Origin of the sequence: Actinomycetospora sp. CA-101289 (genome assembly GCF_050955895.1) — a bacterium.
Classification (GTDB): domain Bacteria; phylum Actinomycetota; class Actinomycetes; order Mycobacteriales; family Pseudonocardiaceae; genus Actinomycetospora.
The window spans coordinates 5783498-5808894 of the sequence record NZ_CP192093.1 but is presented as its reverse complement, the minus strand read 5'-3'; the positions used below and the strand labels follow the sequence as shown (position 1 = coordinate 5808894).

General features: G+C 75.6%; 25 protein-coding genes. 15 read left to right on the top strand and 10 right to left on the bottom strand.

Annotated features, from left to right (window positions below; genetic code table 11):
• Positions 1-16: 16 nt before the first annotated feature.
• A complete protein-coding gene (locus ACQPX6_RS28930) occupies positions 17-691 on the bottom strand; it encodes a hypothetical protein (RefSeq protein WP_433784233.1) in 675 nt (224 codons plus the stop codon).
• A gap of 109 nt (positions 692-800) precedes the next feature.
• Between ACQPX6_RS28930 and ACQPX6_RS28925 the strand changes: the two genes are divergently transcribed.
• Both ACQPX6_RS28925 and ACQPX6_RS28920 read left to right on the top strand, forming a co-directional pair.
• On the top strand, positions 801-2087 hold the full coding sequence (locus tag ACQPX6_RS28925) for an adenylosuccinate synthase (RefSeq protein ID WP_433784232.1): 1287 nt from the start codon (positions 801-803) through the stop codon (positions 2085-2087).
• Positions 2088-2168: 81 nt separating this feature from the next.
• On the top strand, positions 2169-2468 hold the full coding sequence (locus ACQPX6_RS28920; RefSeq protein ID WP_433784230.1) for a UBP-type zinc finger domain-containing protein: 300 nt from the start codon (positions 2169-2171) through the stop codon (positions 2466-2468).
• On the opposite strand, the gene ACQPX6_RS28915 is transcribed toward ACQPX6_RS28920, so the two are convergent.
• A complete protein-coding gene (locus tag ACQPX6_RS28915; protein WP_433784229.1) occupies positions 2465-3640 on the bottom strand; it encodes a glycerophosphodiester phosphodiesterase in 1176 nt (391 codons plus the stop codon). The genes ACQPX6_RS28920 and ACQPX6_RS28915 overlap by 4 nt on opposite strands.
• Positions 3641-3809: 169 nt before the next feature.
• Here ACQPX6_RS28915 and purD point away from each other — a divergent pair, with 169 nt between their 5' ends.
• The 4 genes from purD (at position 3810) to ACQPX6_RS28895 (ending at position 8419) form a co-directional block, all read left to right on the top strand.
• Entirely contained in the window at positions 3810-5075 is a 1266-nt protein-coding gene (gene purD / locus ACQPX6_RS28910) for a phosphoribosylamine--glycine ligase (protein ID WP_433784227.1), read from the top strand.
• Between the two features lie 54 nt (positions 5076-5129).
• Entirely contained in the window at positions 5130-5426 is a 297-nt protein-coding gene (locus ACQPX6_RS28905) for a hypothetical protein (protein WP_433784226.1), read from the top strand.
• Between the two features lie 4 nt (positions 5427-5430).
• The gene (locus ACQPX6_RS28900) at positions 5431-7203 is read left to right on the top strand and encodes a transglycosylase SLT domain-containing protein (protein ID WP_433784225.1); all 1773 of its coding nucleotides are present in this window, start codon (positions 5431-5433) and stop codon (positions 7201-7203) included.
• A 64-nt stretch (positions 7204-7267) separates the two neighbouring features.
• Positions 7268-8419 carry a pyridoxal phosphate-dependent aminotransferase gene (locus ACQPX6_RS28895; RefSeq protein WP_433788393.1) on the top strand — a complete coding sequence of 384 codons (1152 nt, stop codon included), beginning with the start codon at positions 7268-7270 and terminating at the stop codon, positions 8417-8419.
• On the opposite strand, the gene ACQPX6_RS28890 is transcribed toward ACQPX6_RS28895, so the two are convergent.
• Positions 8398-9966, bottom strand: coding sequence for a DHA2 family efflux MFS transporter permease subunit (locus tag ACQPX6_RS28890; RefSeq protein WP_433784224.1), 1569 nt, complete (start codon positions 9964-9966; stop codon positions 8398-8400). The genes ACQPX6_RS28895 and ACQPX6_RS28890 overlap by 22 nt on opposite strands.
• 77 nt (positions 9967-10043) lie before the next feature.
• Between ACQPX6_RS28890 and ACQPX6_RS28885 the strand changes: the two genes are divergently transcribed.
• On the top strand, positions 10044-11006 hold the full coding sequence (locus ACQPX6_RS28885; RefSeq protein WP_433784222.1) for an Lrp/AsnC family transcriptional regulator: 963 nt from the start codon (positions 10044-10046) through the stop codon (positions 11004-11006).
• A 29-nt stretch (positions 11007-11035) separates the two neighbouring features.
• Positions 11036-11878, top strand: a complete 843-nt coding sequence (locus ACQPX6_RS28880) for a potassium channel family protein (protein WP_433784220.1) — start codon at positions 11036-11038, stop codon at positions 11876-11878.
• Here the strand turns inward: ACQPX6_RS28880 and ACQPX6_RS28875 are convergent.
• From ACQPX6_RS28875 to ACQPX6_RS28860, 4 genes are read right to left on the bottom strand one after another with little or no spacing between them, the layout of a single operon-like run.
• Positions 11870-12841 carry a threonine aldolase family protein gene (locus ACQPX6_RS28875; protein WP_433788392.1) on the bottom strand — a complete coding sequence of 324 codons (972 nt, stop codon included), beginning with the start codon at positions 12839-12841 and terminating at the stop codon, positions 11870-11872. The two genes, ACQPX6_RS28880 and ACQPX6_RS28875, sit on opposite strands and share 9 nt — an antisense overlap.
• A 44-nt stretch (positions 12842-12885) precedes the next feature.
• Positions 12886-13320: a response regulator gene (locus ACQPX6_RS28870; protein ID WP_433784218.1), complete on the bottom strand. Its 435-nt coding sequence runs from the start codon at positions 13318-13320 to the stop codon at positions 12886-12888.
• A complete protein-coding gene (locus ACQPX6_RS28865) occupies positions 13317-14972 on the bottom strand; it encodes a sensor histidine kinase (RefSeq protein WP_433784217.1) in 1656 nt (551 codons plus the stop codon). The genes ACQPX6_RS28870 and ACQPX6_RS28865 overlap by 4 nt, the downstream gene beginning before the upstream one ends.
• Positions 14969-16156, bottom strand: a complete 1188-nt coding sequence (locus tag ACQPX6_RS28860) for a PP2C family protein-serine/threonine phosphatase (protein ID WP_433784216.1) — start codon at positions 16154-16156, stop codon at positions 14969-14971. The genes ACQPX6_RS28865 and ACQPX6_RS28860 overlap by 4 nt, the downstream gene beginning before the upstream one ends.
• A gap of 117 nt (positions 16157-16273) precedes the next feature.
• On the opposite strand from ACQPX6_RS28860, the gene purB reads away from it, so the two are divergent.
• From purB to ACQPX6_RS28845, 3 genes are all read left to right on the top strand, one after another.
• Positions 16274-17692, top strand: a complete 1419-nt coding sequence (purB, locus tag ACQPX6_RS28855) for an adenylosuccinate lyase (protein ID WP_433788391.1) — start codon at positions 16274-16276, stop codon at positions 17690-17692.
• A gap of 11 nt (positions 17693-17703) precedes the next feature.
• The gene (locus ACQPX6_RS28850; protein WP_433784215.1) at positions 17704-18618 is read left to right on the top strand and encodes a phosphoribosylaminoimidazolesuccinocarboxamide synthase; all 915 of its coding nucleotides are present in this window, start codon (positions 17704-17706) and stop codon (positions 18616-18618) included.
• A gap of 97 nt (positions 18619-18715) precedes the next feature.
• Positions 18716-19408 (top strand): hypothetical protein, encoded by a 693-nt coding sequence (locus tag ACQPX6_RS28845; RefSeq protein WP_433784214.1) that lies wholly within the window; start codon positions 18716-18718, stop codon positions 19406-19408.
• Positions 19409-19459: 51 nt separating this feature from the next.
• Here the strand turns inward: ACQPX6_RS28845 and ACQPX6_RS28840 are convergent, their stop codons facing one another.
• Positions 19460-20092, bottom strand: coding sequence for an MBL fold metallo-hydrolase (locus tag ACQPX6_RS28840; RefSeq protein WP_433784213.1), 633 nt, complete (start codon positions 20090-20092; stop codon positions 19460-19462).
• Between the two features lie 42 nt (positions 20093-20134).
• Between ACQPX6_RS28840 and purS the strand changes: the two genes are divergently transcribed.
• Both purS and purQ read left to right on the top strand, forming a co-directional pair.
• On the top strand, positions 20135-20374 hold the full coding sequence (gene purS / locus ACQPX6_RS28835; RefSeq protein WP_433784211.1) for a phosphoribosylformylglycinamidine synthase subunit PurS: 240 nt from the start codon (positions 20135-20137) through the stop codon (positions 20372-20374).
• Complete coding sequence (gene purQ / locus ACQPX6_RS28830) at positions 20371-21045, top strand: phosphoribosylformylglycinamidine synthase subunit PurQ (protein WP_433784210.1); 675 nt, start codon at positions 20371-20373, stop codon at positions 21043-21045. Before purS ends, purQ begins: the two co-directional genes overlap by 4 nt.
• Here the strand turns inward: purQ and ACQPX6_RS28825 are convergent.
• On the bottom strand, positions 21029-21538 hold the full coding sequence (locus ACQPX6_RS28825) for a hypothetical protein (protein WP_433784208.1): 510 nt from the start codon (positions 21536-21538) through the stop codon (positions 21029-21031). The genes purQ and ACQPX6_RS28825 overlap by 17 nt on opposite strands.
• Positions 21539-21849: 311 nt before the next feature.
• On the opposite strand from ACQPX6_RS28825, the gene purL reads away from it, so the two are divergent.
• Positions 21850-24195, top strand: coding sequence for a phosphoribosylformylglycinamidine synthase subunit PurL (gene purL, locus ACQPX6_RS28820; protein ID WP_433784207.1), 2346 nt, complete (start codon positions 21850-21852; stop codon positions 24193-24195).
• Positions 24196-24264: 69 nt separating this feature from the next.
• Here purL and ACQPX6_RS28815 read toward each other — a convergent pair whose 3' ends face one another.
• Complete coding sequence (locus ACQPX6_RS28815; RefSeq protein WP_433784206.1) at positions 24265-24975, bottom strand: SGNH/GDSL hydrolase family protein; 711 nt, start codon at positions 24973-24975, stop codon at positions 24265-24267.
• Between the two features lie 16 nt (positions 24976-24991).
• Here ACQPX6_RS28815 and ACQPX6_RS28810 point away from each other — a divergent pair, with 16 nt between their 5' ends.
• The gene (locus ACQPX6_RS28810) at positions 24992-25396 is read left to right on the top strand and encodes a sterol carrier family protein (protein ID WP_433788390.1); all 405 of its coding nucleotides are present in this window, start codon (positions 24992-24994) and stop codon (positions 25394-25396) included.
• The last annotated feature ends 1 nt before the right edge of the window (position 25397 follow it).

Below are 25397 nucleotides of genomic sequence, written 5' to 3'. Positions count from 1 at the left end.
GCCCGACCCCCGGACGTCAGGGCCGGACGAGCCGCCAGTCCTCGATGTGCCGGTACCAGCTGCGCCGGGTCACGGGCCGGTCGGCCGCGAGGCCGTCGCGGACCACGGTGACGCCCGGCCGGCACCCGAGCTGCACGGCGCGTCCCGCGTGCGCCGCGACCCGCCCCGCCCGCAGGCCACCGAGGCGCCGCGGGCCGGTGACGGTCACGGCCACCCCGGCGTCCGGGTCGGGCGTGACGACCATGCCGGCGGCGTCGCCCTCGGCGACCAGGCGGTCCTCGCAGTAGACGGCGCCGTGGAAGGGGCCGACCTCGTGGCGCCCGGCGACCACGCCGCCGTGGTCGTCGCGCACGAGCGGGACCGGCCGTGCGGTGCCCGTGCGGGCGAGCGCCAGCGCGGCCTCGACGTCGGTCGGCAGGCCCCAGACGGCGGCGGCGGCCGAGTCGGCGGCCGGGAGGACGCCCACCGCCAGGGCCAGGCGCTCGCGGCGCAGCAGGCGCACCAGCACCGCGGCCAGCGCGGCGTCGTCGCCGGCGACGACCAGGCGGGCGTCGTCGGGCAGGGCGTCGAGCAGCGGGTCGACCTCGGCGCGCGCGGGCAGGGCCGGCAGGTCGTCCACGGGGAGCGCCGCGTCGGCCAGCGCCGGGCCCCAGCGCGCCCGGGCGGTCTCCCCGCAGGTCACCACGCGCACCAGGGGCCCCCGTGAGGGCGAGCCGGAGCACACGCGTGGACTACCCTTCCGCTGTACGGGGCGGCCTGCACTCCCGTGCGACCAGTGGCGTCGACCCAGGGAGTGTCACATGCCGGCCATCGTCCTCATCGGCGCCCAGTGGGGCGACGAGGGCAAGGGCAAGGCCACCGACATCCTCGGTGAGCAGGTCCAGTGGGTGGTGCGCTACCAGGGCGGCAACAACGCCGGGCACACCGTCGTGCTGCCCGACGGCCAGAACTTCGCGCTGCACCTCATCCCGTCCGGGATCCTGACGCCCGGGGTCACCAACGTGATCGGCAACGGCGTCGTGGTCGACCCCGGCGTCCTGCTCGAGGAGCTCGCGGGCCTGGAGGCCAAGGGCGTCGACACGGGCAAGCTGCTGATCTCCGCCGACGCGCACGTCATCACGCCGTACCACGTGGCCATCGACAAGGTCACCGAGCGCTTCCTGGGCAAGTCCCGCATCGGCACCACCGGGCGCGGCATCGGGCCCGCGTACCAGGACAAGGTCGCGCGCGTCGGCGTGCGGATGCAGGACCTGCTCGACGAGAAGCTGCTGCGCGAGAAGGTCGAGGCGGCGCTCGAGCTCAAGAACCAGATCCTCGTCAAGATCTACAACCGGCGGGCGCTGGACGTCGACGAGGTCGCCGACACCCTGCTCGGGCACGCCGAGGGCTTCGCGCACCGCATCGCCGACACCCGCCTCGCGCTGCACCACGCCCTCGAGCGCGGCGAGACCGTGCTGCTCGAGGGCTCGCAGGGCACGCTGCTCGACGTCGACCACGGCACCTACCCGTTCGTCACGTCCTCGAGCCCGACGGCGGGCGGGGCCGCGGCCGGCTCGGGCATCGGGCCGACGCGCATCGGCCGTGTGATCGGGATCCTCAAGGCCTACACCACCCGCGTGGGCTCGGGCCCGTTCCCGACCGAGCTGTTCGACGCCGACGGCGAGTACCTGCGCAAGACCGGCGGCGAGTTCGGCGTGACCACGGGCCGCAGCCGCCGGTGCGGGTGGTTCGACGCGGTGATCGCGCGCTACGCGGTGCGGGTCAACGGCATCACCGACCTGTTCCTCACCAAGCTCGACGTGCTCTCCGGGCTGGAGAACGTGCCGATCTGCGTGGGCTACGAGGTCGACGGCCGGCGTGTCGACGAGATGCCGATGACGCAGGCCGACGTGGGCACCGCGACGCCGGTGTACGAGTCGATGCCGGGCTGGTTCGAGGACATCTCGGCGTGCCGCTCGTTCGCCGACCTGCCCGCCAAGGCGCGCGACTACGTCGAGCGCATCGAGGAGCTCTCGGGGGCGCCGGTGTCCGCGATCGGCGTGGGCCCGGGTCGCGAAGAGACCGTCACCCGGGAAGTCGGTCAATGACGCGCCGGAGGTCGGTCGGTAGCGCGACGTAGGAGCGCTGACGGCCGCACCTCCTTGGCGCGAGCAACTAGACTCGTCCGGGTGGGCGCCTGTGAACACCTCCTGACCATCGGCACCGGGGGCGTGGCCACCGACCCGACCCCCGACGCGGTCGCGACGAACGGCGAGACGCTGCTGTGCCCCGACTGCCGGGCCGAGGGCTCGACGGCGTGGGCGCACCTGCGCAAGTGCCTGGAGTGCGGGCACGTCGCGTGCTGCGACTCCAGCCCGTACCGCCACGCCTCGAAGCACCACGAGGTCACCGGGCACGCGGTGATGCGCTCGTACGAGCCGGGCGAGACCTGGCGCTGGTGCTACGTCGACCGGCGTCTCGCGCCCTAGGGTCGGACCGCGGCGAGCGCGGTGTCGGGGTCGTCGCTGAACACGGCGTCGACGCCGAGCGCGACGTACTGCTGGTACTCGCCGAACGCGTCCCCGTAGGTGTCGGGCGGCGCGCCCGGTCCCCCGCGTCGTCTGGCGGCGGGCAGGAACTCGTTCTCGTTGCGGAACGTGTACGGCATGACCTTGAGGTCCGCGGCGTGCGCGTCCTGCACCAGGGTCGTCGGCGCGGTCTCGGCGTCGCCCGGGCCCAGCGGCACGATCAGCTCCTTCGTCGGCCCGATCCAGGTGGCGTAGCCGGCGACGCCGCGCAGGCCCGCCGGGGTCACCAGGGTCTCCGAGGTGCGCGGGTCGCCGGCGGCGACGAGGTCGGCGGGCCGGGTGCCGGCGGCGTCGACGAGCTGCAGCAGCGGGCACCCGACCTGGCTCTTGAGGGCCCGGAGGTTCGCGGTCTCGAACGACTGGATGACCACCCCGGAGTCGGCGCGGTCGCGGCCCCGGCGGCGCAGGGTCTCGACCAGCGCGGGCTCCACGGGCAGGCCGAGGCTCGCGAAGTAGGTCGAGTGCTTGATCTCGGGCAGCACGCCGACGGGGCGGCGGAGCTCGGCGGCGAGGCGGTCGAGCAGGTCGAGGACCTCGTCGAACGTGACCACGGGGAACCGGCCGTCGTAGAGCGTGTTGTGCGGGCGCGTGGCCGGGATGCGCTCCTTCGCGCGCAGCGTGCGCATCTCGGCGAGCGTGAAGTCGGTGGTGAACCAGCCGGTCGACGCCGTCCCGTCGATCTCCTTGGTGGTGCGGCGGGAGGCGAACTCGGGGCGCGTGCCGACGTCGGTGGTCCCGCCGATCTCGGGCTCGTGGCGGGCGACGAGCGCCCCGTCACGGGTGGGGACGACGTCGACGTCGACCGCGTCGGCGCCGAGGCGGATCGCGAGCTCGTAGGCGGCGAGCGTGTGCTCGGGGCGGTAGCCCGAGGCCCCGCGGTGCCCGACGACGACGATGCGCCCGGGCTCGACGGCCTCGATGCCGGCGCCCGACGGTGGAGCGGGGGCGGGGCTGCTGGGCAGCGGCGCCGCCGTGGCGGGCGGGGCGGCTGCGCCCGGCGGGGCGTTGGTGCACCCCGCCGCGAGCGCCCCGGCGGCGGCCAGACCGCCCCAGAGCGCGGACCGTCGGGACACGGAGGGCCACCCCGGCGAACTCATCGCGGGGCAGTGTTCCCGACCGCGCCGACCTCCGCCACCACCAACCGCCGTCGACGTGTTCATGCAAGCGTGGGGGCCACGCTGGCGTTCAACGCCAGGAAAGCCCCCATCTCGATCCTCGCCCGCCCCCCGTAGCGTGTCGCCCGTGCGCGTCCTGGTGATCGGTTCCGGTGCCCGCGAGCACGCCCTGCTGCTCGCCCTCGCCGGCGACCCCCAGGTCACCGCCCTCGCCGCCGCTCCCGGCAACGCGGGCACGGCCGCCATCGCCGAGCACCCGGGCCTCGCCGACGCCACCGACCCCGAGCTCGTCGTCGCCCTCGCCCAGCGCTGGCGCGCCGACCTCGTCGTCGTCGGCCCCGAGGCCCCGCTCGTGGCGGGCGTGGGCGACGCGCTGCGCGCCGCCGGCATCGCCTGCTTCGGCCCGAGCGCCGCCGCGGCCCGCATCGAGGGCTCCAAGGCGTTCGCCAAGGACGTCATGACCGCGGCCGGCGTCCCCACCGCGCGCAGCGAGGCCGTCCGCGACCTCGCCGACCTCGACCGTGCCCTCGACCGCTTCGACCCGCCCTACGTCGTCAAGGACGACGGCCTGGCGGCGGGCAAGGGCGTGCTCGTCACCCCCGATCGCGACGACGCCCGCCGTCACGCCGCCGCCGTGCTCGATGCCGGGCACCCGGTGCTCCTCGAGTCGTTCCTCGACGGCCCCGAGGCCTCGCTGTTCTGCGTCGTCGACGGCACCACGGTGGTCCCGCTCGTGCCCGCCCAGGACTTCAAGCGCCTCGGCGACGACGACGCCGGCCCCAACACCGGCGGCATGGGCGCCTACGCCCCGCTGCCCTGGGCGCCCGAGGGCCTCGTCGACGACGTCGTCGACCGGATCATCGCCCCGGTCGTCACCGAGCTCGCCGCCCGCGGCACCCCGTTCTCCGGCCTGCTCTACGCCGGCCTCGCGCTGACGTCCTCCGGTCCGCAGGTCATCGAGTTCAACTGCCGCTTCGGCGACCCCGAGACCCAGCCCGTCCTCGCGCTCCTGCGCAGCTCGGCGGCCTCGCTGCTCGCCGCGGCCGCGGACGGGCGCCTCGCGCAGGAGCTCCCGCCGACCTGGGCGCCGGGCGCCGCCGTCACCGTCGTCGTCGCCGCCGAGGGCTACCCCGGCGCCGTGCGCACCGGCGACGTCCTGCGCGGTGCCGACGGCCACGGCGTCCTGCACGCCGGCACGCGGCGGCGCGACGACGGGGCCGTCGTGTCGAGCGGCGGCCGGGTGCTCTCGGTCGTCGGGACCGGCGACGACCTCGAGGACGCCCGCCGCGACGCCTACGACCGCCTCGCCACCGTCGACCTCCCCGGCGGGCAGTACCGCACCGACATCGCGCGGGACGCCGCCGCCGGCCGGGTCGCCGTGCCGGTGTCCTGACCGGATCTCTCGGAACGGCCCCACACGGGCGGAGCGCCGACCTACCCTCGCGCCATGCCCGACCTCGACCTCGCGCCGGCGGCCCTCGAGCAGGCCCGCACGGGTGTCGCCGCCGAGGCGCGGCGGCTGCCCGCGATGATCGACCAGGTCGTCGCGCCCCGCGGCGGCCTCGGCGACCTGAGCTCCGCCGGCGCGCTGCTCGGCGCGCTCGACCAGATCGTCCGGTCCCTCGACGCCGAGCTCGGCGCCGCCGGCTCGTGCCTCGACGGGCTCGACCGCGCCCTCGACGCCGCCCTCACCGCCGTCCGCACGGGTGACGGGGACGCCGCCGCCTCGCTTGCCGCGGCCTGACGTCGTGGTGGCCTTCGACGCCGTCGGCGAGCTCGCCGCGCAGCCGGGCGGGCAGGAGCTCAGCGCCCTCGCCGACCGGGTGCAGCGCCTCGACCCCGAGGTCCTGCGCGCCGTCGGTCGCGGGCTCGGGTCGATGGCCGAGGGCGTCGACGGGTCGCTGGCCACGGTGGGCCGCCACGGCGAGGAGGTGCGCGCCGCCTGGCGGGGCCGGGGCGCGGAGGCGTTCACCGAGTACCTCGGCGATCTCGACCGGGCGGGCCGGACCACGCTCGACGCGAGCGGCCGGATGCGGGAGCGCGTCGACGGCGCGGGGCAGGTGCTCGACGGGCTGCGCCGCGAGGTCGACGGGCACGTCACCCGCGCCCTCGACGCCGCCCGCCGCGCCCGCGCCGAGGCCCTCGCCGACCCGGTCCGGGCCCCGCTGGCCGACCAGCTCGCGGCCCAGGCGATGGCCGAGCCCACTGCCGCCGCCCGCGCCGCCCTCGCCCGCGCCGAGACCGATCTCGGCGACACCGCGACCGTGCTCCACGAGCTCGCCGCCGACGCCCGCGCCTTCTCCCGGCTCCCCACCCCCGACGCGCGCACGATCGGTGCCTCCGGTTGGGCCCCGGCGCCCACCGGCGAGTCGATCTCCACCGCTCCCGCGCTGGCCGACGGCTCCGGTTCGGGTGGGTCCGACGGCGGGACGCAGGGCATCGATCTCTCGGGCGGTGGTGCGGACAGCACCTCAGACCTCGCGGACCCGGGGACGACGGGCGATGACAGCGGGAGCGGTTCGGACGACTGCCCCGAGGACGGGACCGGTACCGGAGATGCTTCGGATTCCGAAGCATCTGGTGGGGGTGCGGGCGGGGGCGGTTCGGACGCGGGGGCGTCGACCGGCTCCGCTGCAGACGCGGGGGACGGCTCGGGTAGCGGCGATGCTTCGGATTCCGAAGCATCCGGCGGCGGGAACGAGGCCGGCGCGGGCGAGCGCACGGCCGACGACGACGTGCCGGCCGGCGACCAGTCGGACGACTGCGTGGACGCCGGGGATGCGACCGACCCGGCCGCGGCGGATGGTGCCGACGCTCAGGACACCGACTCTGAGGTCGATGCGCAGGGCGATGACGCCGCTGTCGACGTCGACGGGCGGGACGACGACGCCGCCGGCGGCGCGGGTGCGGACGCTGATGGCGATGCGCAGGACGACGACGCCGCTGCCGACGCCACCGCTGACGACGCCGACGCGCAGGACGACGCTGACGCGCCGGACGACGCCGATGCGCAGGACGATGACGCGGCTACCGGCTCCGACACCGATGGTGCCGACGCCGACGCCGACGCCGACGCCGACGCCAAGGAGGACGGCGCCGTCACCGGCGCCTCGACCGACCCCGACGCCTCGGGCGACGGGGCCGCGCCGACGGGCGGGCCGCAGGGTCAGGTCGGCGACTGGATCCGCGAGGCCACGGTGGTGCTGCAGGCCGAGGGCGTGCCGCTGGACAAGATGAACCCCGACGACATCGCCACGATCATCGAGCACGAGTCGGGCGGCGACCCGGAGGCCACCAACGACTGGGACTCGAACGCCGCCAAGGGCACGCCGTCGCAGGGGCTCATGCAGACGATCGGGCCGACCTTCGACTCGTACAAGCTCGAGGGCCACGACGAGATCAAGGACCCGATCGACAACATCATCGCGGGCGTCCGCTACGCCATCGACCGCTACGGGTCGGTGTCGCAGGTGCCGGGCGTCGAGGCCGTCGCCCGGGGCGACGCCTACGTCGGCTACTAGCGCGCTCCCGTGTCAGGGTGACGCGGTGACGACTCTGGCGCGCCTCGGTCCGGCGGTGCGGGCGATGGTCCCCCCGTTCCACGTGATGGACGTGTGGGCGGCCGCCGGGGAACGGGCGCGCACCCACGGCGACCTGGTCAACCTCTCCGCGGGCCAGCCCTCGACGCCCGCCCCGGCCGACGTGCGCGCGGCGGCCAAGCGTGCCCTCGACGAGCAGATCCTCGGCTACACGGGCTCGCTGGGGACGCCCGAGCTGCGCGCGGCGATCGCCGCCCACCACCGCGCCCGCTACGGCGACGAGACCGTGCGTGCCGAGGACGTCGTGGCCACCACCGGCGGCTCGGGCGGCTTCTTGCTGGCGTTCCTCGCGGCCTTCGACGCGGGCGACACCGTCGTGCTCGCCCGCCCCGGTTACCCCTGCTACCGCAACATTCTGGCCGCGCTGGGGTGCGAGGTCGTCGAGCTGCCGTGCGGCGAGGAGACGCGCTTCCAGCCGACCGTCGCGATGCTCGAGGCCCTCGACCGCCCGCCGAAGGGCCTCGTCGTCGCCAGCCCCGCGAACCCCACCGGCAGCGTCATCGAGCCCGGCGAGCTGGCCGCCCTCGCGCGCTGGTGCGACGAGCACGGCGTCCAGCTGGTCAGCGACGAGATCTACCACGGTATCGAGTACGGGGCCGGAGAATCAGCCCCCGCGACCACGAGCGCGTGGAGCACCTCGCACGAGGCCATCGTCGTCACGTCGTTCTCGAAGTACTGGTCGATGACCGGCTGGCGCCTGGGCTGGCTGCTCGTCCCCGAGCGGCTGCGCCGTGCCGTCGACGTCATCGCCGGCAACTTCACGGTCTGCCCGCCGGTGCCCGCGCAGTACGCGGCGCTCGCGGCGTTCACCGACGCCTCGGTGGCCGAGGCCGACGGCCACGTCGAGCGCTACGCCCTCAACCGGCGCCTGCTGCTCGACGGCCTCCCGCGCCTCGGGCTGACGCGGCTCGCGCCCGCCGACGGCGCGTTCTACGTCTACGCCGACGTCGCCCACCTCACCGACGACACGCTCGCCTTCGGGCAGCGGATGCTCGCCGAGACCGGCGTCGCGGTGGCGCCGGGCATCGACTTCGACCCCGTCGACGGCCACACCTGGATCCGGCTGTCCTTCGCCGGCGCCACGGCCGACGTGCGCGAGGCCCTCGACCGGCTCGCTCACTGGCTGCCGACGGTCTGAGGCACGGCCGCCGCGTCGGCCGGCGCCGCGGGGCGCACGAGCACGGCGACGAGCAGCGCGGCGACGAGGGCGGCGAGGCCCGCGACGACGAAGACGGCGTCCAGCCCGGCCGGGAAGGCCTCGCCCACCAGCGCCGCCACGGCCGGGCGCTCGGCCGGCGGGGTGGCCGCGAGGACGCCGGGCGTCCCGCCGCCGGCGAGGACGACCGCGAGCCCGTCGGCGTCCGGCGCCCCGGCCGCACCGAGCACCGTCGCGACCCGCCGCGTGAACACCGTGCCCAGCACGGCGAGCCCGACGGCCAGGCCGAGCTGGCGGAACGTGTTCACCGCGGCGCTGCCGACCCCGGCGCTGTGCGGCGGGAGGACGGCGAGCGTGGCCGAGACCAGCACGGGCGTCGCGAGGCCGACGCCGAGGCCGGCCACGACGAGCCCGGGCACCAGCGCCCACGGCCCCGATCCCGCGCCGACCGCGGTCATGAGCAGTACGCCGATCCCGATGAGCGCGAGGCCCCCGCCGACCGGGCGCGCGGGCGAGCCGCTGTGCAGGAAGCGCCCGGCGACCGCGGACACCGCGAACGCCGCGAGGCTCAGCGGCAGCGCCACGAGCCCGGCGCGGATCGGGCTGAGCCCCAGCACCGACTGCAGCCACAGCGAGACGAGCGCGAGGTGCGCGAACGCCGACGCCGAGAGCACGGCGGCGGCCACCATGAGGGCCGAGAACGACCGGCCGAACAGCCCGAGGTCGAGCATCGGGGCCGCGCTGCGGTGCTCCACGGCGAGGAACGCGCCGAGCGCGACCGCCGCGAGCGCGAGCGCCACCACGGTCGGCGTCGCTCCCCAGCCCCGCTCGCCGGCCGAGACGAGGCCCCAGACGAGCGACGCGGCGGCGACCGTGAAGGTCGTGGCGCCGGCGACGTCCACGCGCCCGGCGCGGCCGGGCGCCGACTCGGTCACCACGGCCAGCGTCAGGACGACCGCGACCGCGACGACCGGCAGGTTGACCAGGAAGATCGCCCGCCACCCCCACGCCTCGGTGAGCAGGCCGCCCAGCAGCGGTCCGCACGCGGCGGCGAGCCCGTTGACCGCGCCCCAGACGCCGAACGCGGTGCCGCGGCGCGGGCCCTGGTAGGTCGTCGCGATGAGCGCGGCGGTCGTCGCGAACATCGCCGCGCCGCCGCAGCCCTGCGCGACCCGGGCCGCGACGAGCGCGCCCGCGGACGGCGCGAGCCCGCAGGCGAGCGAGGACGCCGCGAACACCCCGAGCCCGGCCAGGTAGAGCCGGCGCCGCCCGAATCGGTCGGCCAGGGTGCCGGTGACCATGAGCAGCGCGGCGAGCGCGAGCGCGTACCCGTCGATCACCCACTGCAGCGCGGAGAACGACGTCCCCAGCGACGCGGCGATCGGGGGCAGGGCGACGTTCACGATGGTGACGTCCACCAGGAGCACGAAGGTGCCCAGGCAGATCGCCACCAGGGGCCACCAGGAACGCATGAGGGTCTCCTCCACGGGAGTAGATCGGGTCTCGACGGCGGGGTGCCGTGCGACCATGTTCGACATCGCCCGCCGCGAAGGCCGCCCGTGAACGGCGTTGTCAGCGATCATCGACACCGGAAGGCCGGGGTGTGGTGGAATTCGACGAGATCGATCGCGCCCTCGTCCACGCGCTCCAGGTCGACGGCCGGGCGCCCTTCCGCCGGGTCGCGGAGGTCCTCGGGGTCTCCGACCAGACCGTCGCGCGTCGCTACGCCCGGCTGCGCGCGGCCCGGGCGCTGCGGGTCGTCGGGTTCAGCGACCCCGCGGTGGTGGGCGACGACCAGTGGCACGTGCGGCTGCGCTGCGCGCCCGACGCGAGCGTCGAGATCGCCGACGCGCTCGCCCGCCTGCAGGACACGTCCTGGATCAGCCTGATCTCGGGCGGCTCCGAGATCGTCGGGGCGCTGCGCGCCCGCGGCCGGTCGGCCGACGAGATGCTGCTGCACCGCCTCCCGCGGACCCCGCGCATCCTCGACGTCAGCGCCCAGGAGGTCCTGCACGTGTTCTACGGCGGCGCCCGCGAGCCGTTCACGAAGCAGGGCGCGCTCACCGAGGAGCAGGTGCAGCGGCTCGCCGAGCACGTGCCCGCCCCCGGGCCCGCGCCGCGTCTCGACGACGTCGACCGCCACCTGCTCGACCTGCTGCGGGTCGACGGCCGCGCCCCGGTGGAGGACATGGCGCGGGCGTGCGGGACGTCGGCGTCGACCGTCCGCCGCCGGCTGCACGACCTGCGCGCCGGCGGCCTGCTCTACCTCGACGTCGACGTGACGCCCGAGGTCTCGGACCTGCGGCTGCGCTCGATGCTGTGGCTGACCGTCGCCCCGGCGCACCTCGACGCCGCCGGGCGGGCCCTCGCCGCCCACCCCGAGGTGCCCTTCGCCGCGGCGATTGCGGGCCGCGCGAACATCTACGCCAGCGTCGCCACCACCGACGCGGCCGGGCTGTACCGCTACCTGACGACCCGTGTCGCGGCCCTGCCCGGCGTGCAGACCGTCGAGACCGCGCCCGTGATCCGCACGGTCAAGGCCGCGGGCACGCACTACCCGGTGCGCTGAGGCGCGGGGCCGCCCTACTCTCTCGGCGCATGGCCGCCGACCCCGACGAGCCCCGCCTCGAGGCGTGGGAGCGTCGCACCGACTACCCCCTCACGGGGCTCGCGGTGCTCTACCTGGTGATCTACGCGGTGCAGGTGCTCGCCACCCGCCGCCCGGACCCGTGGTGGTGGCGGCTCGACGTCGCGCTCTGGGCGGTGTGGGTGCTGTTCGTCGTCGACTACCTCATCCGCCTGGTGCTGGCCAACCGCACGTGGCGCTTCATCTACCGCCACCCGCTGGACCTGCTGATCGTCGCCGCCCCGTTCTTCCGCTTCCTGCGCCTGCTGCGGCTCGTGGCCGCGATCTCGACGCTGGGGCGGGTGCTGCGCGACGACTTCCGCGGCCGTGTCGGCAGCTACCTCATCGTCTCGGTGACCCTGCTCAGCGTGGTGGCGGCGCTCGGCGTCTTCGAGGCCGAGCGGGACGCGCCCGACGCGTCGATCCTGACCTTCGGGGACGCGCTGTGGTGGGTGCTGACGACGATCACCACCGTCGGCTACGGCGACCTGTCGCCGGTCACCGTCGAGGGCCGGCTGGTCGCGGCGGGCCTCATGCTCGCCGGCATCGCCGTCCTGGGCACCGTGACCGCCGCGATCGCCACGTGGTTCCTCGAGCAGGTCGGGGCCCGCGACCCGGCCGACGCGGTGCGCGGCCCGACCCCGGACCCCGCCGCCGGCGCGGTCGACCCGCCCGACCCGCGGGCGGGGCTCGGTCCCGGGATTCCCGGCGTCAATGGCGCGGGCCCGTCCGAGGTCGCCGAGCTGCTCGTCGAGATCCGCGCGCTGCGCGCCCGGCTCGACGAGGTGGAGGGCCGGGAGCAGGCGTCACGCTGAGGGGGCGGGCACCTCGGCGGCGCGCTCGAGCACCGCGTCGAGGTCGTCGTCGCCGACGTCGCGGTGGGTCACGAACCGCACGCCCGGACCGAACGGCACCGCCCGCACGCCCTCGGCGAGCAGGGCGGCGACCAGCGTCGCGGGGTCGTCCGTCGGGACCAGGACGATGTTGGTGTCCGGGGCGATCACCGGCCAGCCCAGCGCCCGCAGCCCCGCGGCGAGCCGGGCGGCGCGGGCATGGTCGCCGGCGAGGTCGTCGCGCTGGTCGAGCGCCACGAGGCCCGCGGCGCCGACGACGCCGCCCTGGCGGATGCCCCCGCCGAGCATCTTGCGCAGCCGCCAGGCCTCGTCGACGAAGGCGGCGGAGCCCGCGACCAGCGAGCCCATCGGCGCGCCGAGCCCCTTGGACAGGCAGACGCTGACCGTGTCCACGCCGGCCGTGAGCTCCGCGAGCGGCACGTCGAGCGCCGCCGCGGCGTGCCAGATCCGGGCGCCGTCGAGGTGCACCGCGAGCCCCGCGTCCCGGGCCGCGGCCACGAGCGCGCGGTGCTCGTCGACCGGGGTGACCGCGCCGCCGGCGCCGTTGTGGGTGTTCTCCAGGCACAGCAGCGTGGTGCGCAGCGCGAAGTAGGGGCCGGCGGGCGCCGCGGCCGCGCTCACGGCGGCGGGCGTCGGACGGCCGGGGCCCGCGTCGTGCTCGAGCGCCACGGGCAGCCCGCCCGCGAGCCACGCCGAGGTCCCGAGCTCGGCCTCGAGCACGTGGGCGTGCGCGGGGGCGAGGAACCTGTCACCGCGTGTCAGGTGGTGCATGAGCGCGATGGTGTTGGCCATGCAGCCCGTCGGCGTCCACAGCGCGGCCTCGACGCCGAGCAGGTCGGCGACGCGGGCCTGCAGCGCGGCGAGGGTCGGGTCGCCGTCGAGGACGTCGTCGCCGACCTCGGCGGTGGCCATCGCCTCGCGCATCGCGGGCGAGGGACGGGTGACGGTGTCCGAGCGCAGGTCGAGCGTCACCGGGGGAGCTTCACCACCGTCACGAAGAAGTCGTCGATCTGCCGGATGACCTCGATGAACCGCTCGAAGTCCACCGGCTTGGCGACGTAGGCGTTGGCGTGCAGGTTGTAGCTGCGCAGGATGTCCTCCTCGGCCTGCGAGGTGGTCAGCACGACGATCGGGATGCTGCGCAGCGTCTGGTCGTTCTTGACCTCCTCGAGCACCTGGCGGCCGTCCTTCCGCGGCAGGTTGAGGTCCAGCAGGATCAGCCCGGGCCGCGGCGCGTCGGCGTACTCGCCCTCGCGGCGCAGGAACGACAGCGCCTCGACGCCGTCGGCCACCACGTGCAGCTGGTTGCGCAGCTTGTGGTGCTCGAAGGCCTCCTGCGTCATCAGGACGTCCCCGGGGTCGTCCTCGACCAGCAGGACGTGGATCTCGTCGGCGGGTGTCACGGGGCGGCCTCCGGGGCGGGCTGGACGTCGGCAGGGGCGTCGGCAGGGGTGTCGGCGGGGGTGTCGGGCAGCGCGGGCAGGGCGACGACGAAGGTGGTGCCCGGTCCGGACCGGGGCTCGAGCCACATCTCGCCCTCGTGGCGCTCGACGATCTTGCGGCACATCGCCAGCCCGATGCCGGTGCCCGGGTAGTCGCTCTTGGCGTGCAGCCGCTGGAAGATCACGAAGATGCGCTCCGCGTACTCGGCGTCGATCCCGATGCCGTTGTCGGTGAAGCGCAGCAGCCACCGGTCGCTCTTCGGTTCGGTGACGCGCTCGGCCTCGACGTGCACGCGGGGCGCCTCGTCGCCGCGGAACTTCAGCGAGTTGCCCAGCAGGTTCTGGAACACGGTGGTGAGCAGGGCGGGCGCGCCGAGGACGGTCGGCAGGTCGCCGTGGGACACGGAGCCGCCGCTCTCCTCGAGCGCGCCGGCGACGTTCTGCACGGCGCTGTCCACCAGCGTGCCCAGGTCCACCGGCTCCATCGCGTCGCCCCCGCGTCCGACGCGGGAGAACGCGAGCAGGTCGTTGATCAGCACCTGCATGCGCTTGGCGCCGTCGGTGGCGAACTCGATGTACTGGTCGGCGCGCTCGTCGAGCTGGCCGGCGTAGCGGCGCTGCAGCAGCTGGCAGAAGCTGGCGACCTTGCGCAGCGGCTCCTGCAGGTCGTGCGACGCCACGTACGCGAACTGCTCGAGGTCGGAGTTCGAGCGGGCGAGCTCCCGGCCGGACCGCTCCGAGTCGGCGAGCTCGCGGACGATGAGCACGCGCATCGCCTCGACGTCCTCGGCGAGCTCGGTGATCTCCTGGGGGCCGGACGTGCTCACCCGGTGCTCGAGGTCGCCGTCGACCACCTGGCGGACCTCGTGCGCCAGCCGATGGGTCGGCACGACCACGACGCGGCGCAGCCACGCGAGCAGCGCGGCGACCCCGAGCGCGAGCAGCACCAGCGTCCCGGCGCCGACGACGTAGAGGGTGTCCGCCGCTCTCTCGAGCGCGTCGCGGGCGTCGTCGCGCAGCACGAGCAGACGGCCGCGCTGGGCCTCGATCGCGACGCGGACGCGGTCGAAGGCCGCCTTGCCGGCCTCCAGCGGCGGGCCGGGCGTGCCCGCCGCCGCCGCGGCGAGCGTCGGCTCGGCGTAGGTCGCGCGCCACGCGTCGACGGCGTCCTCCACCTCGGCGAGCTCGGCGAGCGCGTCGGGACGGTCCGCCAGCAGCGTCCGCAGCTCACCGACCAGCCGGGCCTCGTCGGCGCGTCCCCGCTGGTAGGGCTCGAGGAGGTCCGGTCGCGCGAGGAGCGCGAAGCCGCGTACCCCCGTCTCCTGGTCGACCGTGGCCGCATCCAGCTGCTGGGCGGCGAGCAGGGCAGGGTCGAGACGATCCACCAGCGCGATGCGCTGCTGGCCGAGCGCCGCCAGGCCGACGATCCCGACGACGGCCGCGATGACGAGCAGCACCGCCAGCGCGGTGCCGGTGACGGCGAGGATGCGCTGCAGCGACCAGTGGCTCAGGCCCTCCCGGTGCCGCCGTCGGGGATGGGTGAGGGGCGCGGGGGCGTCGCCCTCGGCCGGGGCGTCCGCCGTCGACGGGGGGGTGACCGTCGGCGCGCTCACCGGTCGCACACCAGCAGCACGGCGGCCACGTCGTCGGTCTGCGCCGTCGACAGCGACCGCACCCGTTCCATCACGCCGTCCAGCATCGCGGCCGGGTCGTCGCGCCAGGGCTCCGGGGCACCCGTGACCTCGCGCAGCAACTCGAGCAGCCCGTCGGTCCACAGCACGTCACCGGACGGCTGGCGGCCCTCGATGAGCCCGTCGGTGTAGAGCAGCAGGGTCCACTTCGGCGGGAGCTCCACCTCGAGCGGCGCCCAGGCGCTGCCGTCACCGACGCCCAGGGGCATGCCGAGCCGGGCGTCGGAGAGGATCCGGGAGTCCTCGCCCTCGCCGACCAGCGCGGGCGGCGGGTGGCCCGCGAGCCGCAGCGTCATCCGGGAGCGCGTGGGGTCGACGGTGGCGGTGGCGAGGGTGGTGAACAGGGCGGGGTTGCTGCGCTCGTGCACCAGCAGCTGGTGCATCGTCGGCAGCACCCGGTCGGGCTCGATGCCGCTGAGCACCAGCGTCCGCCAGGCGATGCGCAGGCTGACCCCGAGCGCGGCCTCGTCCGGCCCGTGCCCGCAGACGTCGCCGATGACGACGTGCAGCGCGCCGTCGGTGCCCTCGACGATGTCGTAGAAGTCGCCGCCCAGCAGCGTCTGCTCGGTGCCCGGCTCGTAGCGCGCGATGATCCGCAGGTCGGGGTCGGTGAGCAGGGGCGTCGGCAGCAGGCCCCGCTCGAGGCGGGCGTTCTCGTCGGCGCGCAGGTGGGCGTCGCGCAGGGCCCGGCGCACCCGGTCGGCGCGGCGGCGCTCGACGGCGTAGCGCACCGCGCGCGCCAGCGTCGGCCCGTCGACGGCGTCCTTGACCAGGTAGTCCTGCGCGCCGGCGCTCACCGCGTCGGCGCCGAGCTGCTCGTCGCGCCGTCCGGTGAGCACGAGGACGGCGGGGCCCTCGGTGGCCAGCATGCGCCGCAGGCCCTCGAAGTCGTGGGCGTCGGGCAGCGCGAGGTCGAGCAGCACGCAGTCGGGGACGTCGCCGTCGGCCAGCGTGCGCTCGGCCTCGCCCAGCGAGCGGGCGCGGTGGAGGTCGACGGTCAGGGCCGCGTCCGTGAAGTGCTCGGTGACCAGGAGGGCGTCGGCGTCGTCGTCCTCGACGAGCAGGACGCGCAGGGGTGCGGACGTGTCCGGATCGACCGGCTCCATCGGCGCACTCCCTCCTACGCTGCCGGACGAACGGTAGTCGGCCCGCTCGTGCGTGCCGTCCTCGGCCGTCAAGCCTGCTCCGGTCGTGGCCGTAGGCTCGCCCGGGTGAGTGCCGCGATGGTCCCGAACGTGCTCGCCGCCCGGTACGCCTCCCCGGAGCTGACCGCGCTGTGGTCGCCGGAGCGCAAGGTCTTCCTCGAGCGCGGGCTCTGGATCGCCGTGCTCGCCGCGCAGCGCGAGCTCGGCGTGGACGTGCCCGACGGGGTGATCGAGGACTACCGCGCGGTGGTCGACGACGTCGACCTGGCGTCGATCGCCGCCCGCGAGCGGGTCACCCGCCACGACGTGAAGGCGCGCATCGAGGAGTTCGACGCGCTCGCCGGCCACCAGCACGCCCACAAGGGCATGACCAGCCGCGACCTCACCGAGAACGTCGAGCAGCTGCAGATCCGCGACTCGCTGCGCCTCGTCGCCGACAAGACCGTCGCCGTGCTCGCGCGCCTGGCCCGGCGCGCCGGCGAGTACGGCGAGCTCGTCATGGCCGGGCGCAGCCACAACGTCGCCGCCCAGGCCACGACGCTGGGCAAGCGCTTCGCCACCGCCGCCGACGAGACCCTCGTCGCCCACCGGCGGCTCGCCGAGCTGATCGAGCGCTACCCGCTGCGCGGGATCAAGGGGCCGGTCGGCACGGCGCAGGACATGCTCGGGCTGCTCGGCGGGGACGCGGGCAAGCTCGCCGAGCTGGAGCGCCGCGTCGCCGGGCACCTCGGCTTCAGCGAGGTGCTCACCAGCGTCGGGCAGGTCTACCCCCGCTCGCTGGACCACGACGTGCTCTCCGCGCTGGTGCAGCTCGCCGCGGGGCCGTCGTCGCTGGCCACGACGATCCGGCTCATGGCCGGCCAGGAGCTGGTCACCGAGGGCTTCCGCGCCGGGCAGGTCGGCTCCAGCGCGATGCCGCACAAGATGAACACCCGGTCCTGCGAGCGCGTCAACGGGCTCGCGGTGGTGCTGCGCGGCAACGCGGCGATGGTCGCCGAGCTCGCCGGCGCCCAGTGGAACGAGGGCGACGTCTCCGACTCCGTCGTGCGCCGCGTCGCGCTGCCCGACGCCTTCTTCGCGATCGACGGGCTGCTCGAGACGATCCTGACCGTGCTCGACGAGTTCGGCGCCTACCCGGCGGTGATCGCCCGCGAGCTCGACCGCTACCTGCCCTTCCTCGCGACGACCGCCGTGCTCATGGGCGCGGTGCGCGCCGGGGTCGGCCGCGAGACCGGGCACGAGATCATCTCCGAGCACGCCCGCGCGGTGGCGCTGGACATGCGCGAGAAGGGCGCCGAGGGCAACGACCTGCTCGCCCGGCTCGGCGCCGACGCCCGCCTCGGGCTGTCCGCCGCCGACCTCGATGCCGCCGTCGGCGACCCGCGCGCCTTCGTCGGCGCCGCCGGCGCGCAGATCGCCGAGATCACCCGCCGCGTCGACGCCCTCGTCGACGCCCACCCCGGAGCGGCGGGGTACAGCCCGGCGCCCATCCTCTAGCCTCCCGGCCCGTGGTCGCCCTCAGCTCCTACCGACACCTCGCGTCGGGCAAGGTCCGCGACCTCTACGAGGTCGACGACGAGACGCTGCTGCTCGTCGCGTCCGACCGCATCTCGGCCTACGACCACGTGCTCTCCACGCCGATCCCCGACAAGGGACGGGTCCTCACGGCGATGAGCGTGTTCTGGTTCGGGCTGCTCAGCCAGGAGCATCCGGGGTCAGCGGACGTCGCCACACCGCCCCTGGCGCACCACCTCATCGCTTCCCGCGACGAGCGCATCCCCGAGGAGGTCCGGGGCCGGGCGCTGCTCGTGCGGCGGCTGCGGATGATCCCGGTGGAGTGCGTCGCCCGCGGCTACCTCGCCGGCTCGGGCACCGCCGACTACCAGCGCGACGGCGCGGTGTGCGGCGTCCCGCTGCCCGACGGCCTCGTCGAGGCGAGCATGCTGCCCACCCCGATCTTCACGCCCGCGACGAAGGCCCCGCAGGGCGAGCACGACGAGAACGTCAGCTTCGAGGTCGTCGCCGAGACCGTCGGCCACGACCTGGCCGGCGCGCTGCGCGACCAGACCCTCGCGATCTACGCGCGCGGGTCGGCCTACGCGGCCTCGCGCGGCCTGATCCTCGCCGACACCAAGCTCGAGTTCGGCCTCACGCCCGACGGCACGCTGGTGCTCGGCGACGAGGTGCTGACGCCGGACTCCTCGCGGTTCTGGCCCGCCGAGGGCTACGCACCCGGCGCGCCCCAGCCGAGCTTCGACAAGCAGTACGTGCGCGACTGGCTCACCTCGCCCGCCTCGGGGTGGGACCGGCACTCCGGCGAGCCGCCGCCCCCGCTGCCCGACGACGTGGTCGACGCCACCCGGGCCCGCTACGTCGAGGCCTACACGCGACTGACCGGCGCGCCGTGGCCCCCGGCGGTGTGATCCGCCGCTGAGCTGCAGGAACATCGCCGCCTGAGCGAGCCGCGGTGTTCACCCCCCGGTCTCGTGGACGGCACCTCGGCCTGGCCCCATGGGGGACGTGGACGAGACGACCCCGCGCCTGCTGGTCTCCGTGTCCGGGCTGACGCCCGGCGCGCCCCTCGACGCCGCCGTGGCGCTGGCCGACGCCCTCGACGCCCGCCGCGTCCCGCTGACCCTGCTCGTGGGCCCGCAGCCCCATCCCGAGGTGGCGGCCTGGGCGGGCGCCCGGCGCCGGGCCGGCGACGTGGCACTGCTGCACGGCACCCGCGTCGGGCAGGCCGGCCGGCCCTACCGCCGGCTGGCCGCCCACGAGGCCGGCCTGCGCCTGACGGCCGCGCTGCGGGCCCGCGACGCCCTCGGCCCCGCCGTCGACGGCTTCGCCGCGCCGGGCTGGTCGACCTCGCCCGGCACCCGCGGCGCGCTCGTCGCGGCCGGCGTCGCCCTCTGCCTCGACGACACCGGTCTGCACCGCCTCGGCGTGGGCGGGGCGACGGTGCGCTCGTGGCACGGCCCGGTGGTGACCGGCGAGCCCCGGCGGGCGTCGCGCCGGTCCCTGCGCCGGCGTCCGGAGCCCGACCTGGTGCACCTCGCGCTGACCGCGACGACCCCGGTCACCCGTGCCGGCGCCCTGGTCGACGCCGCCCTCGACGGCGGCGCGACGCCGCTCGCCGCGTCCGAGCTCGTGCTCCGGCGCACCCCGCGCCGCCCCGGCGCCGCCGGCGACCCGGAGCAGTGGTCGATCACGGCGTAGGTGCGCTCCGCGCACGTGCGCAGAACTCGGTGCCCCAGCACCGATTTCTGCTCACGTGGCGAACGCCACCCCCCGCGGGGCGATGCGGACCTCGGTGCCCTCGGGGGCCAGGTTGCTGAACAGCTGGTAGTGCAGGTCCGGGTTGGCCAGGACGGCCTCGTGGATCGGCACCGCGAGCGGCGGGGCGACCGCACGCAGGTAGTCCACGGCCTCCGAGGCCTTGAGCCACGGCGCCGCGGTGGGCAGCAGCAGGACGTCCGGGGTGCGCGCGGGCACCGTGAACGCGTCGCCCGGGTGCAGCACCGTCCCGTCGAGCAGGTAGCCGTTGTTGGCGATCTGCGGGATGTCGGGGTGGATCACCGCGTGGTCGCCGCCGACCACCTCCACCGTCGCGCCGCCGACGGTGAACGTCTCGCCGGGCTCGCGGACGGTGTGCGCGATGTCGCGCTCGCGCAGCTGCTGCGCCGTCCCGGTGTCGACGACCAGCTCGGCGCCGGGGTTCTGGCCGAGCAGCGCCGGGAGCTTGTCCAGGTCGAGGTGGTCGGGGTGCTGGTGCGTGACGAGGATCGCGTCCAGCCCCTCGAGCGTCTCCCAGCCCGAGGAGAAGGTGCCGGGGTCGAGCAGGATGCGGGCCGAGCCGGTGTCCGCGACGACGCACGAGTGACCGAGGTGCACGAGTTCCACGCCACCCCGGTACCCCCGCAGGGGCCCGGTAACCTGGGACGCGTGGCCCGCGTGATCGTCGATGTCCTGCCCAAGGCCGAGATCCTCGATCCGCAGGGCCAGGCCGTGGCCCGGGCGATGGGTCGCCTGGGGGTCGCCGGCGTCGCCGACGTCCGCCAGGGCAAGCACTTCGAGCTCGAGGTCGACGACACCGTCGACGACGCGGCGCTCGAGCGGATCGCCGGCACGCTGCTGGCCAACCCCGTGATCGAGGAGTGGGTCGTGCGGAGGGTGTCGTCGTGAGCCGGATCGGCGTCATCACGTTCCCGGGCACGCTCGACGACGTCGACGCGGCCCGCGCCGTCCGCTACGCCGGCGGCGAGCCGGTCGCCCTGTGGCACGACGACGCCGACCTGCACGGGGTGGACGCCGTGGTCGTGCCCGGCGGCTTCTCCTACGGCGACTACCTGCGCGCCGGCGCCATCGCGGCCCGCTCGCCGGTGATGGGCCCGGTGGTCGAGGCCGGCCGGGCGGGCATGCCCGTGCTGGGCATCTGCAACGGGTTCCAGATCCTCTGCGAGGCCGGGCTGCTCCCCGGCGCGCTGGTGCGCAACGGCGGCCTGCGCTTCGTCTGCCGCGAGGTCGGGCTGCGCGTCGAGGCGGCCACGGCGTGGACCTCGGCGTTCACGGTCGGCCAGGAGCTGCGCGTTCCCCTGAAGTCGGGCGAGGGCCGCTACGTCGCCGACGCCGCGACGCTCGACGCGCTGGAGGCCGAGGGCCGCGTGGTGTTCCGCTACACGGAGCCCGCACCCAACGGCGCGCTGCGCGACATCGCCGGCGTCAGCTCGGCCGACGGCCGCGTCGTCGGGCTCATGCCGCACCCCGAGCACGCCATCGACGCCCTGACGGGGCCGGGCACCGACGGGCTGGGCCTGTTCACGTCCGTGCTGGCCCAGCTCACGGCAGCAGCGTGACGCGGAGCTCCCAGAGGTCGGCGTAGACCATCAGCATCCGGCCGCCGAGGTGCAGCACGACGCCGCGCATCTCGTCCGGGCGCTCGACGTGGGTGAGCAGGCGCGACACGTCCTCGAGCGCCTCGCCCGCGACCTCGGCGAACGGCTCGTCGTCGGTGACGTCGTGGCCGCCCGGCTCGGTGGGCTGCACCGCGGGCAGCAGCGGGACCACCGTGTCGCCCCGCGCCCCCGGGGCCAGCGCGAGCACGACGACGCCGCCGGAACCGTCGTCGAGCAGGAACTCGAGCATTCCCTGCGCGGCGTCCACGTGCGGACGCACGCTGTCGGGCACGCGGCCGGCGAGCTCGAGCTCGTGGCGGCGCACCCCGATCAGCTCGCGGTCGAGCACCAGGCGCAGCAGGGCGAGGCCGTCGGCCGCACCCCGCTCGGGGGCGGCGAGGACCGCGTCCCCGGACGCCGGGCCGGTCGCCGAGGAGACGGAGGCGGTGGTCATGGCTCCACTATGTATCGAGGGTCCGACACCCCCGGGTATTGAGCGACACGCCCGCACCGTGTCGCGCTGAAATGACCTTGTTGGACCATGAGCGGCCATTCGATCGGATGAACGGCCTAGCGGGTTGGGGCTCACGGTGGTGCGCACGGTGGGCGTGTGGCGGACGTCGGTCGGTGGACACGGTGACGCCCGGAGGTAGCGGTTTCGTGACCGCCTGTCGTGGGTAGGCGCACGCTCGTCGCTGAGCGTTCCTGGCGAGACCGTGCTCATGGCCCCGGGACCCACTCGCACCGGCGTCCTACCCTGGTGGGGTGACGCTCTCCCAGGGTCCGGCCCCCGTCGACCCCGCGCCACCCGCCGCGCCCCCACCCGAGACCGTCGACGACGTCGAGCACGCCACCGCGACGCCCGACGAGCCCCAGCCGCACGCCGCCCTCGGCCTGCGCGACGAGGAGTACGCCCGCATCCGGGAGATCCTCGGTCGCCGGCCCACCGAGGCCGAGCTGGCCATGTACTCGGTGATGTGGTCGGAGCACTGCTCCTACAAGTCCTCCAAGGTCCACCTGCGCCGCTTCGGCGAGACCACCACCGAGGCGATGCGCGCCCGCCTGCTCGCCGGCATCGGCGAGAACGCGGGCGTGGTCGACGTCGGTGACGGCTGGGCGGTCACTTTCAAGATCGAGTCGCACAACCACCCGTCGTACGTCGAGCCCCACCAGGGCGCGGCCACCGGCGTCGGCGGCATCGTGCGCGACATCATGGCGATGGGCGCCCGCCCGGTCGCGGTGATGGACGCGCTGCGCGTCGGCCCGCTCGACGCCCCCGACACCGCCCGGGTGCTGCCCGGCGTCGTCTCCGGGGTCGGCTTCTACGGCAACTGCCTGGGCCTGCCCAACATCGGCGGCGAGGTCGTCTTCGACCCCGGCTACGCCGGCAACCCGTTGGTCAACGCCCTGTGCGTCGGCGTGCTGCGCCACGAGGACCTGCACCTCGCCTTCGCGTCGGGCGCGGGCAACAAGATCGTGCTGTTCGGCGCGCGCACCGGGCTCGACGGCATCGGCGGCGTCTCGGTGCTGGCGTCGGAGACGTTCGCCGAGACTGAGTCTTCTTCTGGAGGGGGGAGCCGCAAGAAGCTGCCCAGCGTTCAGGTCGGCGACCCGTTCGCCGAGAAGGTGCTCATCGAGTGCTGCCTCGAGCTGTTCTCCGGCGGGCTCGTCGTCGGCATCCAGGACCTCGGCGGCGCCGGGCTGTCCTGCGCGACGAGCGAGCTCGCCAGCGCCGGCGACGGCGGCATGCACGTCGACCTGGACACCGTGCCGCTGCGCGCCGAGAACATGACCGCCGCCGAGATCCTCTCCAGCGAGTCGCAGGAGCGGATGTGCGCGGTGGTCACGCCCGAGAACGTCGACGCGTTCATGGCCGTCTGCCGGCGCTGGGACGTCACCGCGACCGTCATCGGCGAGGTCACCGACGGCGACCGGCTGCGCATCACCCACCGCGGCGCCACCGTCGTCGACGTCCCGCCGCGCACCGTCGCCCACGACGGGCCCGTCTACGAGCGGCCCTACGCCCGCCCCGACGACCAGGACGCGCTGCAGGCCGACACGGCGGCCCGGTTCCCGCGGCCGGCGGGGCCCGCCGAGATCGCCGACCAGGTGCGCACGCTCGTCGCCTCGCCGGCGCTGGCGTCGCGGACCTGGGTCACCGAGCAGTACGACCGCTTCGTGCGCGGCAACGTCACCTCCGCGGCGCCCGCCGACGCGGGCGTCGTGCGCGTGGACGAGTCCACCGGGCGGGGCGTGGCCGTGTCGATCGACGCCAACGCCCGCTTCTGCCGGCTCGACCCGCGCGCAGGCGCGCAGCTCGCGCTCGCCGAGTCGGTGCGCAACGTCGCGTCCTCGGGAGCCGTGCCGGTCGCGGTGACCGACTGCCTGAACTTCGGCTCGCCCGAGGACCCGGGCGTGATGTGGCAGTTCGCCGAGGCGGTCGCGGGCCTCGCCGACGGGTGCGTGGCCCTGGGCCTGCCCGTCACCGGCGGGAACGTCAGCTTCTACAACCAGACCGGGACCACCGCGATCCTGCCGACGCCGGTGGTCGGGGTGCTCGGGATTCTCGAGGACGTCACGCGCTCGATCACGTCGGGGCTGGGGCCGGAGGGCCACGCGGTGTGGCTGCTCGGCGAGACCCGCGACGAGCTCGACGGCTCGACCTGGGCCGGCGTGGTGCACGACCACCTCGGCGGCCTCCCCCCGCGCGTCGACCTGGCCGCCGAGGCCCGCCTGGCGGAGCTGATGGCCGGCGCAGCGGTCGACGGCCTGCTCTCCGGCGCCCACGACCTGTCCGACGGCGGCCTCGCGCAGGCCCTCGTCGAGGCGGCGGTGGCCACGGGCCGGGGCGCGACGATCGACCTGCCCGCCGGCCCGAGCGGCCTGGACGCGGCCACTGTGCTGTTCTCCGAGTCGGCGGCGCGGATGCTCGTCACCGTGGCCCCGGGCGACGAGGCCGAGCTCGCCCGCCGCTGCGCCGAGGCGGGCCAGCCGGCGGCGCGCCTGGGCGAGGTCGGCGGGGACGCGCTGGTGATCGAGGGCGTCGAGCCGCTGCCGCTCGCGGAGCTCCGCGCCCTCGGCGAGGCGACGCTGCCGGCGGCGCTGGACTGAGCGCGCCGGTGATCGAAGTACCGATACGGACACTGGACGTCAGCGAAGCCACTTCGCTGACACTGGCGACTACCGGCTGAGCGCCTCCACGAACGCGCGCCCGTAGCGCCGGTAGCCCCGGCCGTTGGGGTGGGCGAGGTCCGGCCCCGCCTCCCACACGTGGATGCCGTGCGTCGCGGCCTCGAGCGCGACGGGGCGCAGGCCCGGGTGGGCGGCGACCACCTCGCGCGCCACCTCGGCCAGCTGCTGCCCGCGCTCCTGCACCACGCCGCGCTGCAGGTCCGGGACGTCGGCGACCAGCGCGCCCGCGGGCAGGGCGGCGCAGACGGCGGCGAGGTCGCGGCGGAAGTCGTCGGCCGGCACGTCCTGGGCGGCGTCGTTGGTGCCCACCGCGAGGGCGACGAGCGTGCGCGGACCGGGCGCGGGCATTGCGGGCAGCTGGTGCGCCCGGACGTCGGCCACCGTCGCGCCGACGACGCCGAGGTTCACCACGCGCACCCGCACCCCGTCGCGCGCCTCGATCGCGTCGGCCAGCCGCCCGGCCCACGAGCGCTCCGGGTGCAGGGCGCCCAGACCCTGGGCCAGCGAGTCGCCGAGCGCCACGAGCACCACGTCGCCGGGGCTGCGCCCGCGGCGTCGCCAGTAGGCGGCGTGGTCGTCCTCCATGGTGGTGGCGAGCCAGAGCCGGCGCGCCTGCCACGCGAGGAGACCGCCGACGACGACGCCGGCACCGACCAGGAGGGACGAGCGGACGCGCGGCACGGCGCCCACGCTAGTCACGCCACTATCCTGGGCGATCGTGCCCCGACGTGCTCCCGACCCCGCCCAGGTGCGCGAGGAGCTGCTCGCGGTGGCCCCGTGGGTCCGCGACCCCGACGGCGTCGACCGTCCCGCGCGCCCCGTGCTCGCCGCCGCGGTGCGTTCGTCGCTGCGCACGCTCGAGCACACGGCCCCGGGCCACGCCGTCGAGGTGCGGGTGCCGCCCTTCGGCGCCGTCCAGTGCGTCGAAGGGCCGCGCCACACCCGGGGCACCCCGCCCAACGTCGTCGAGACCGACCCCGCGACCTGGCTCGCGCTGGCCCTCGGGCTCCTCGACTGGGACGCGGCCGCGGATCGGGTATCGGCGTCCGGGCACCGCGCCGGCGAGGTCGCGCGATGGCTCCCGGTGGTGGACCTGCACCGAAAGTGTGAGAAGCGCTGAG

Excerpts from the sequence above, each read along its gene's own strand:
- ACQPX6_RS28875 (WP_433788392.1), bottom strand. The coding sequence starts at position 12,841 with ATGCGCGAGGCGATGGCCACCGCCGAGGTCGGCGACGACGTCCTCGAC.
- ACQPX6_RS28925 (WP_433784232.1), top strand. The coding sequence starts at position 801 with ATGCCGGCCATCGTCCTCATCGGCGCCCAGTGGGGCGACGAGGGCAAG.
- ACQPX6_RS28880 (WP_433784220.1), top strand. The coding sequence starts at position 11,036 with ATGGCCGCCGACCCCGACGAGCCCCGCCTCGAGGCGTGGGAGCGTCGC.
- ACQPX6_RS28825 (WP_433784208.1), bottom strand. The coding sequence starts at position 21,538 with ATGACCACCGCCTCCGTCTCCTCGGCGACCGGCCCGGCGTCCGGGGAC.
- ACQPX6_RS28905 (WP_433784226.1), top strand. The coding sequence starts at position 5,130 with ATGCCCGACCTCGACCTCGCGCCGGCGGCCCTCGAGCAGGCCCGCACG.
- ACQPX6_RS28890 (WP_433784224.1), bottom strand. The coding sequence starts at position 9,966 with ATGGTCGCACGGCACCCCGCCGTCGAGACCCGATCTACTCCCGTGGAG.
- ACQPX6_RS28860 (WP_433784216.1), bottom strand. The coding sequence starts at position 16,156 with ATGGAGCCGGTCGATCCGGACACGTCCGCACCCCTGCGCGTCCTGCTC.
- purB (WP_433788391.1), top strand. The coding sequence starts at position 16,274 with ATGGTCCCGAACGTGCTCGCCGCCCGGTACGCCTCCCCGGAGCTGACC.
- ACQPX6_RS28895 (WP_433788393.1), top strand. The coding sequence starts at position 7,268 with ATGGTCCCCCCGTTCCACGTGATGGACGTGTGGGCGGCCGCCGGGGAA.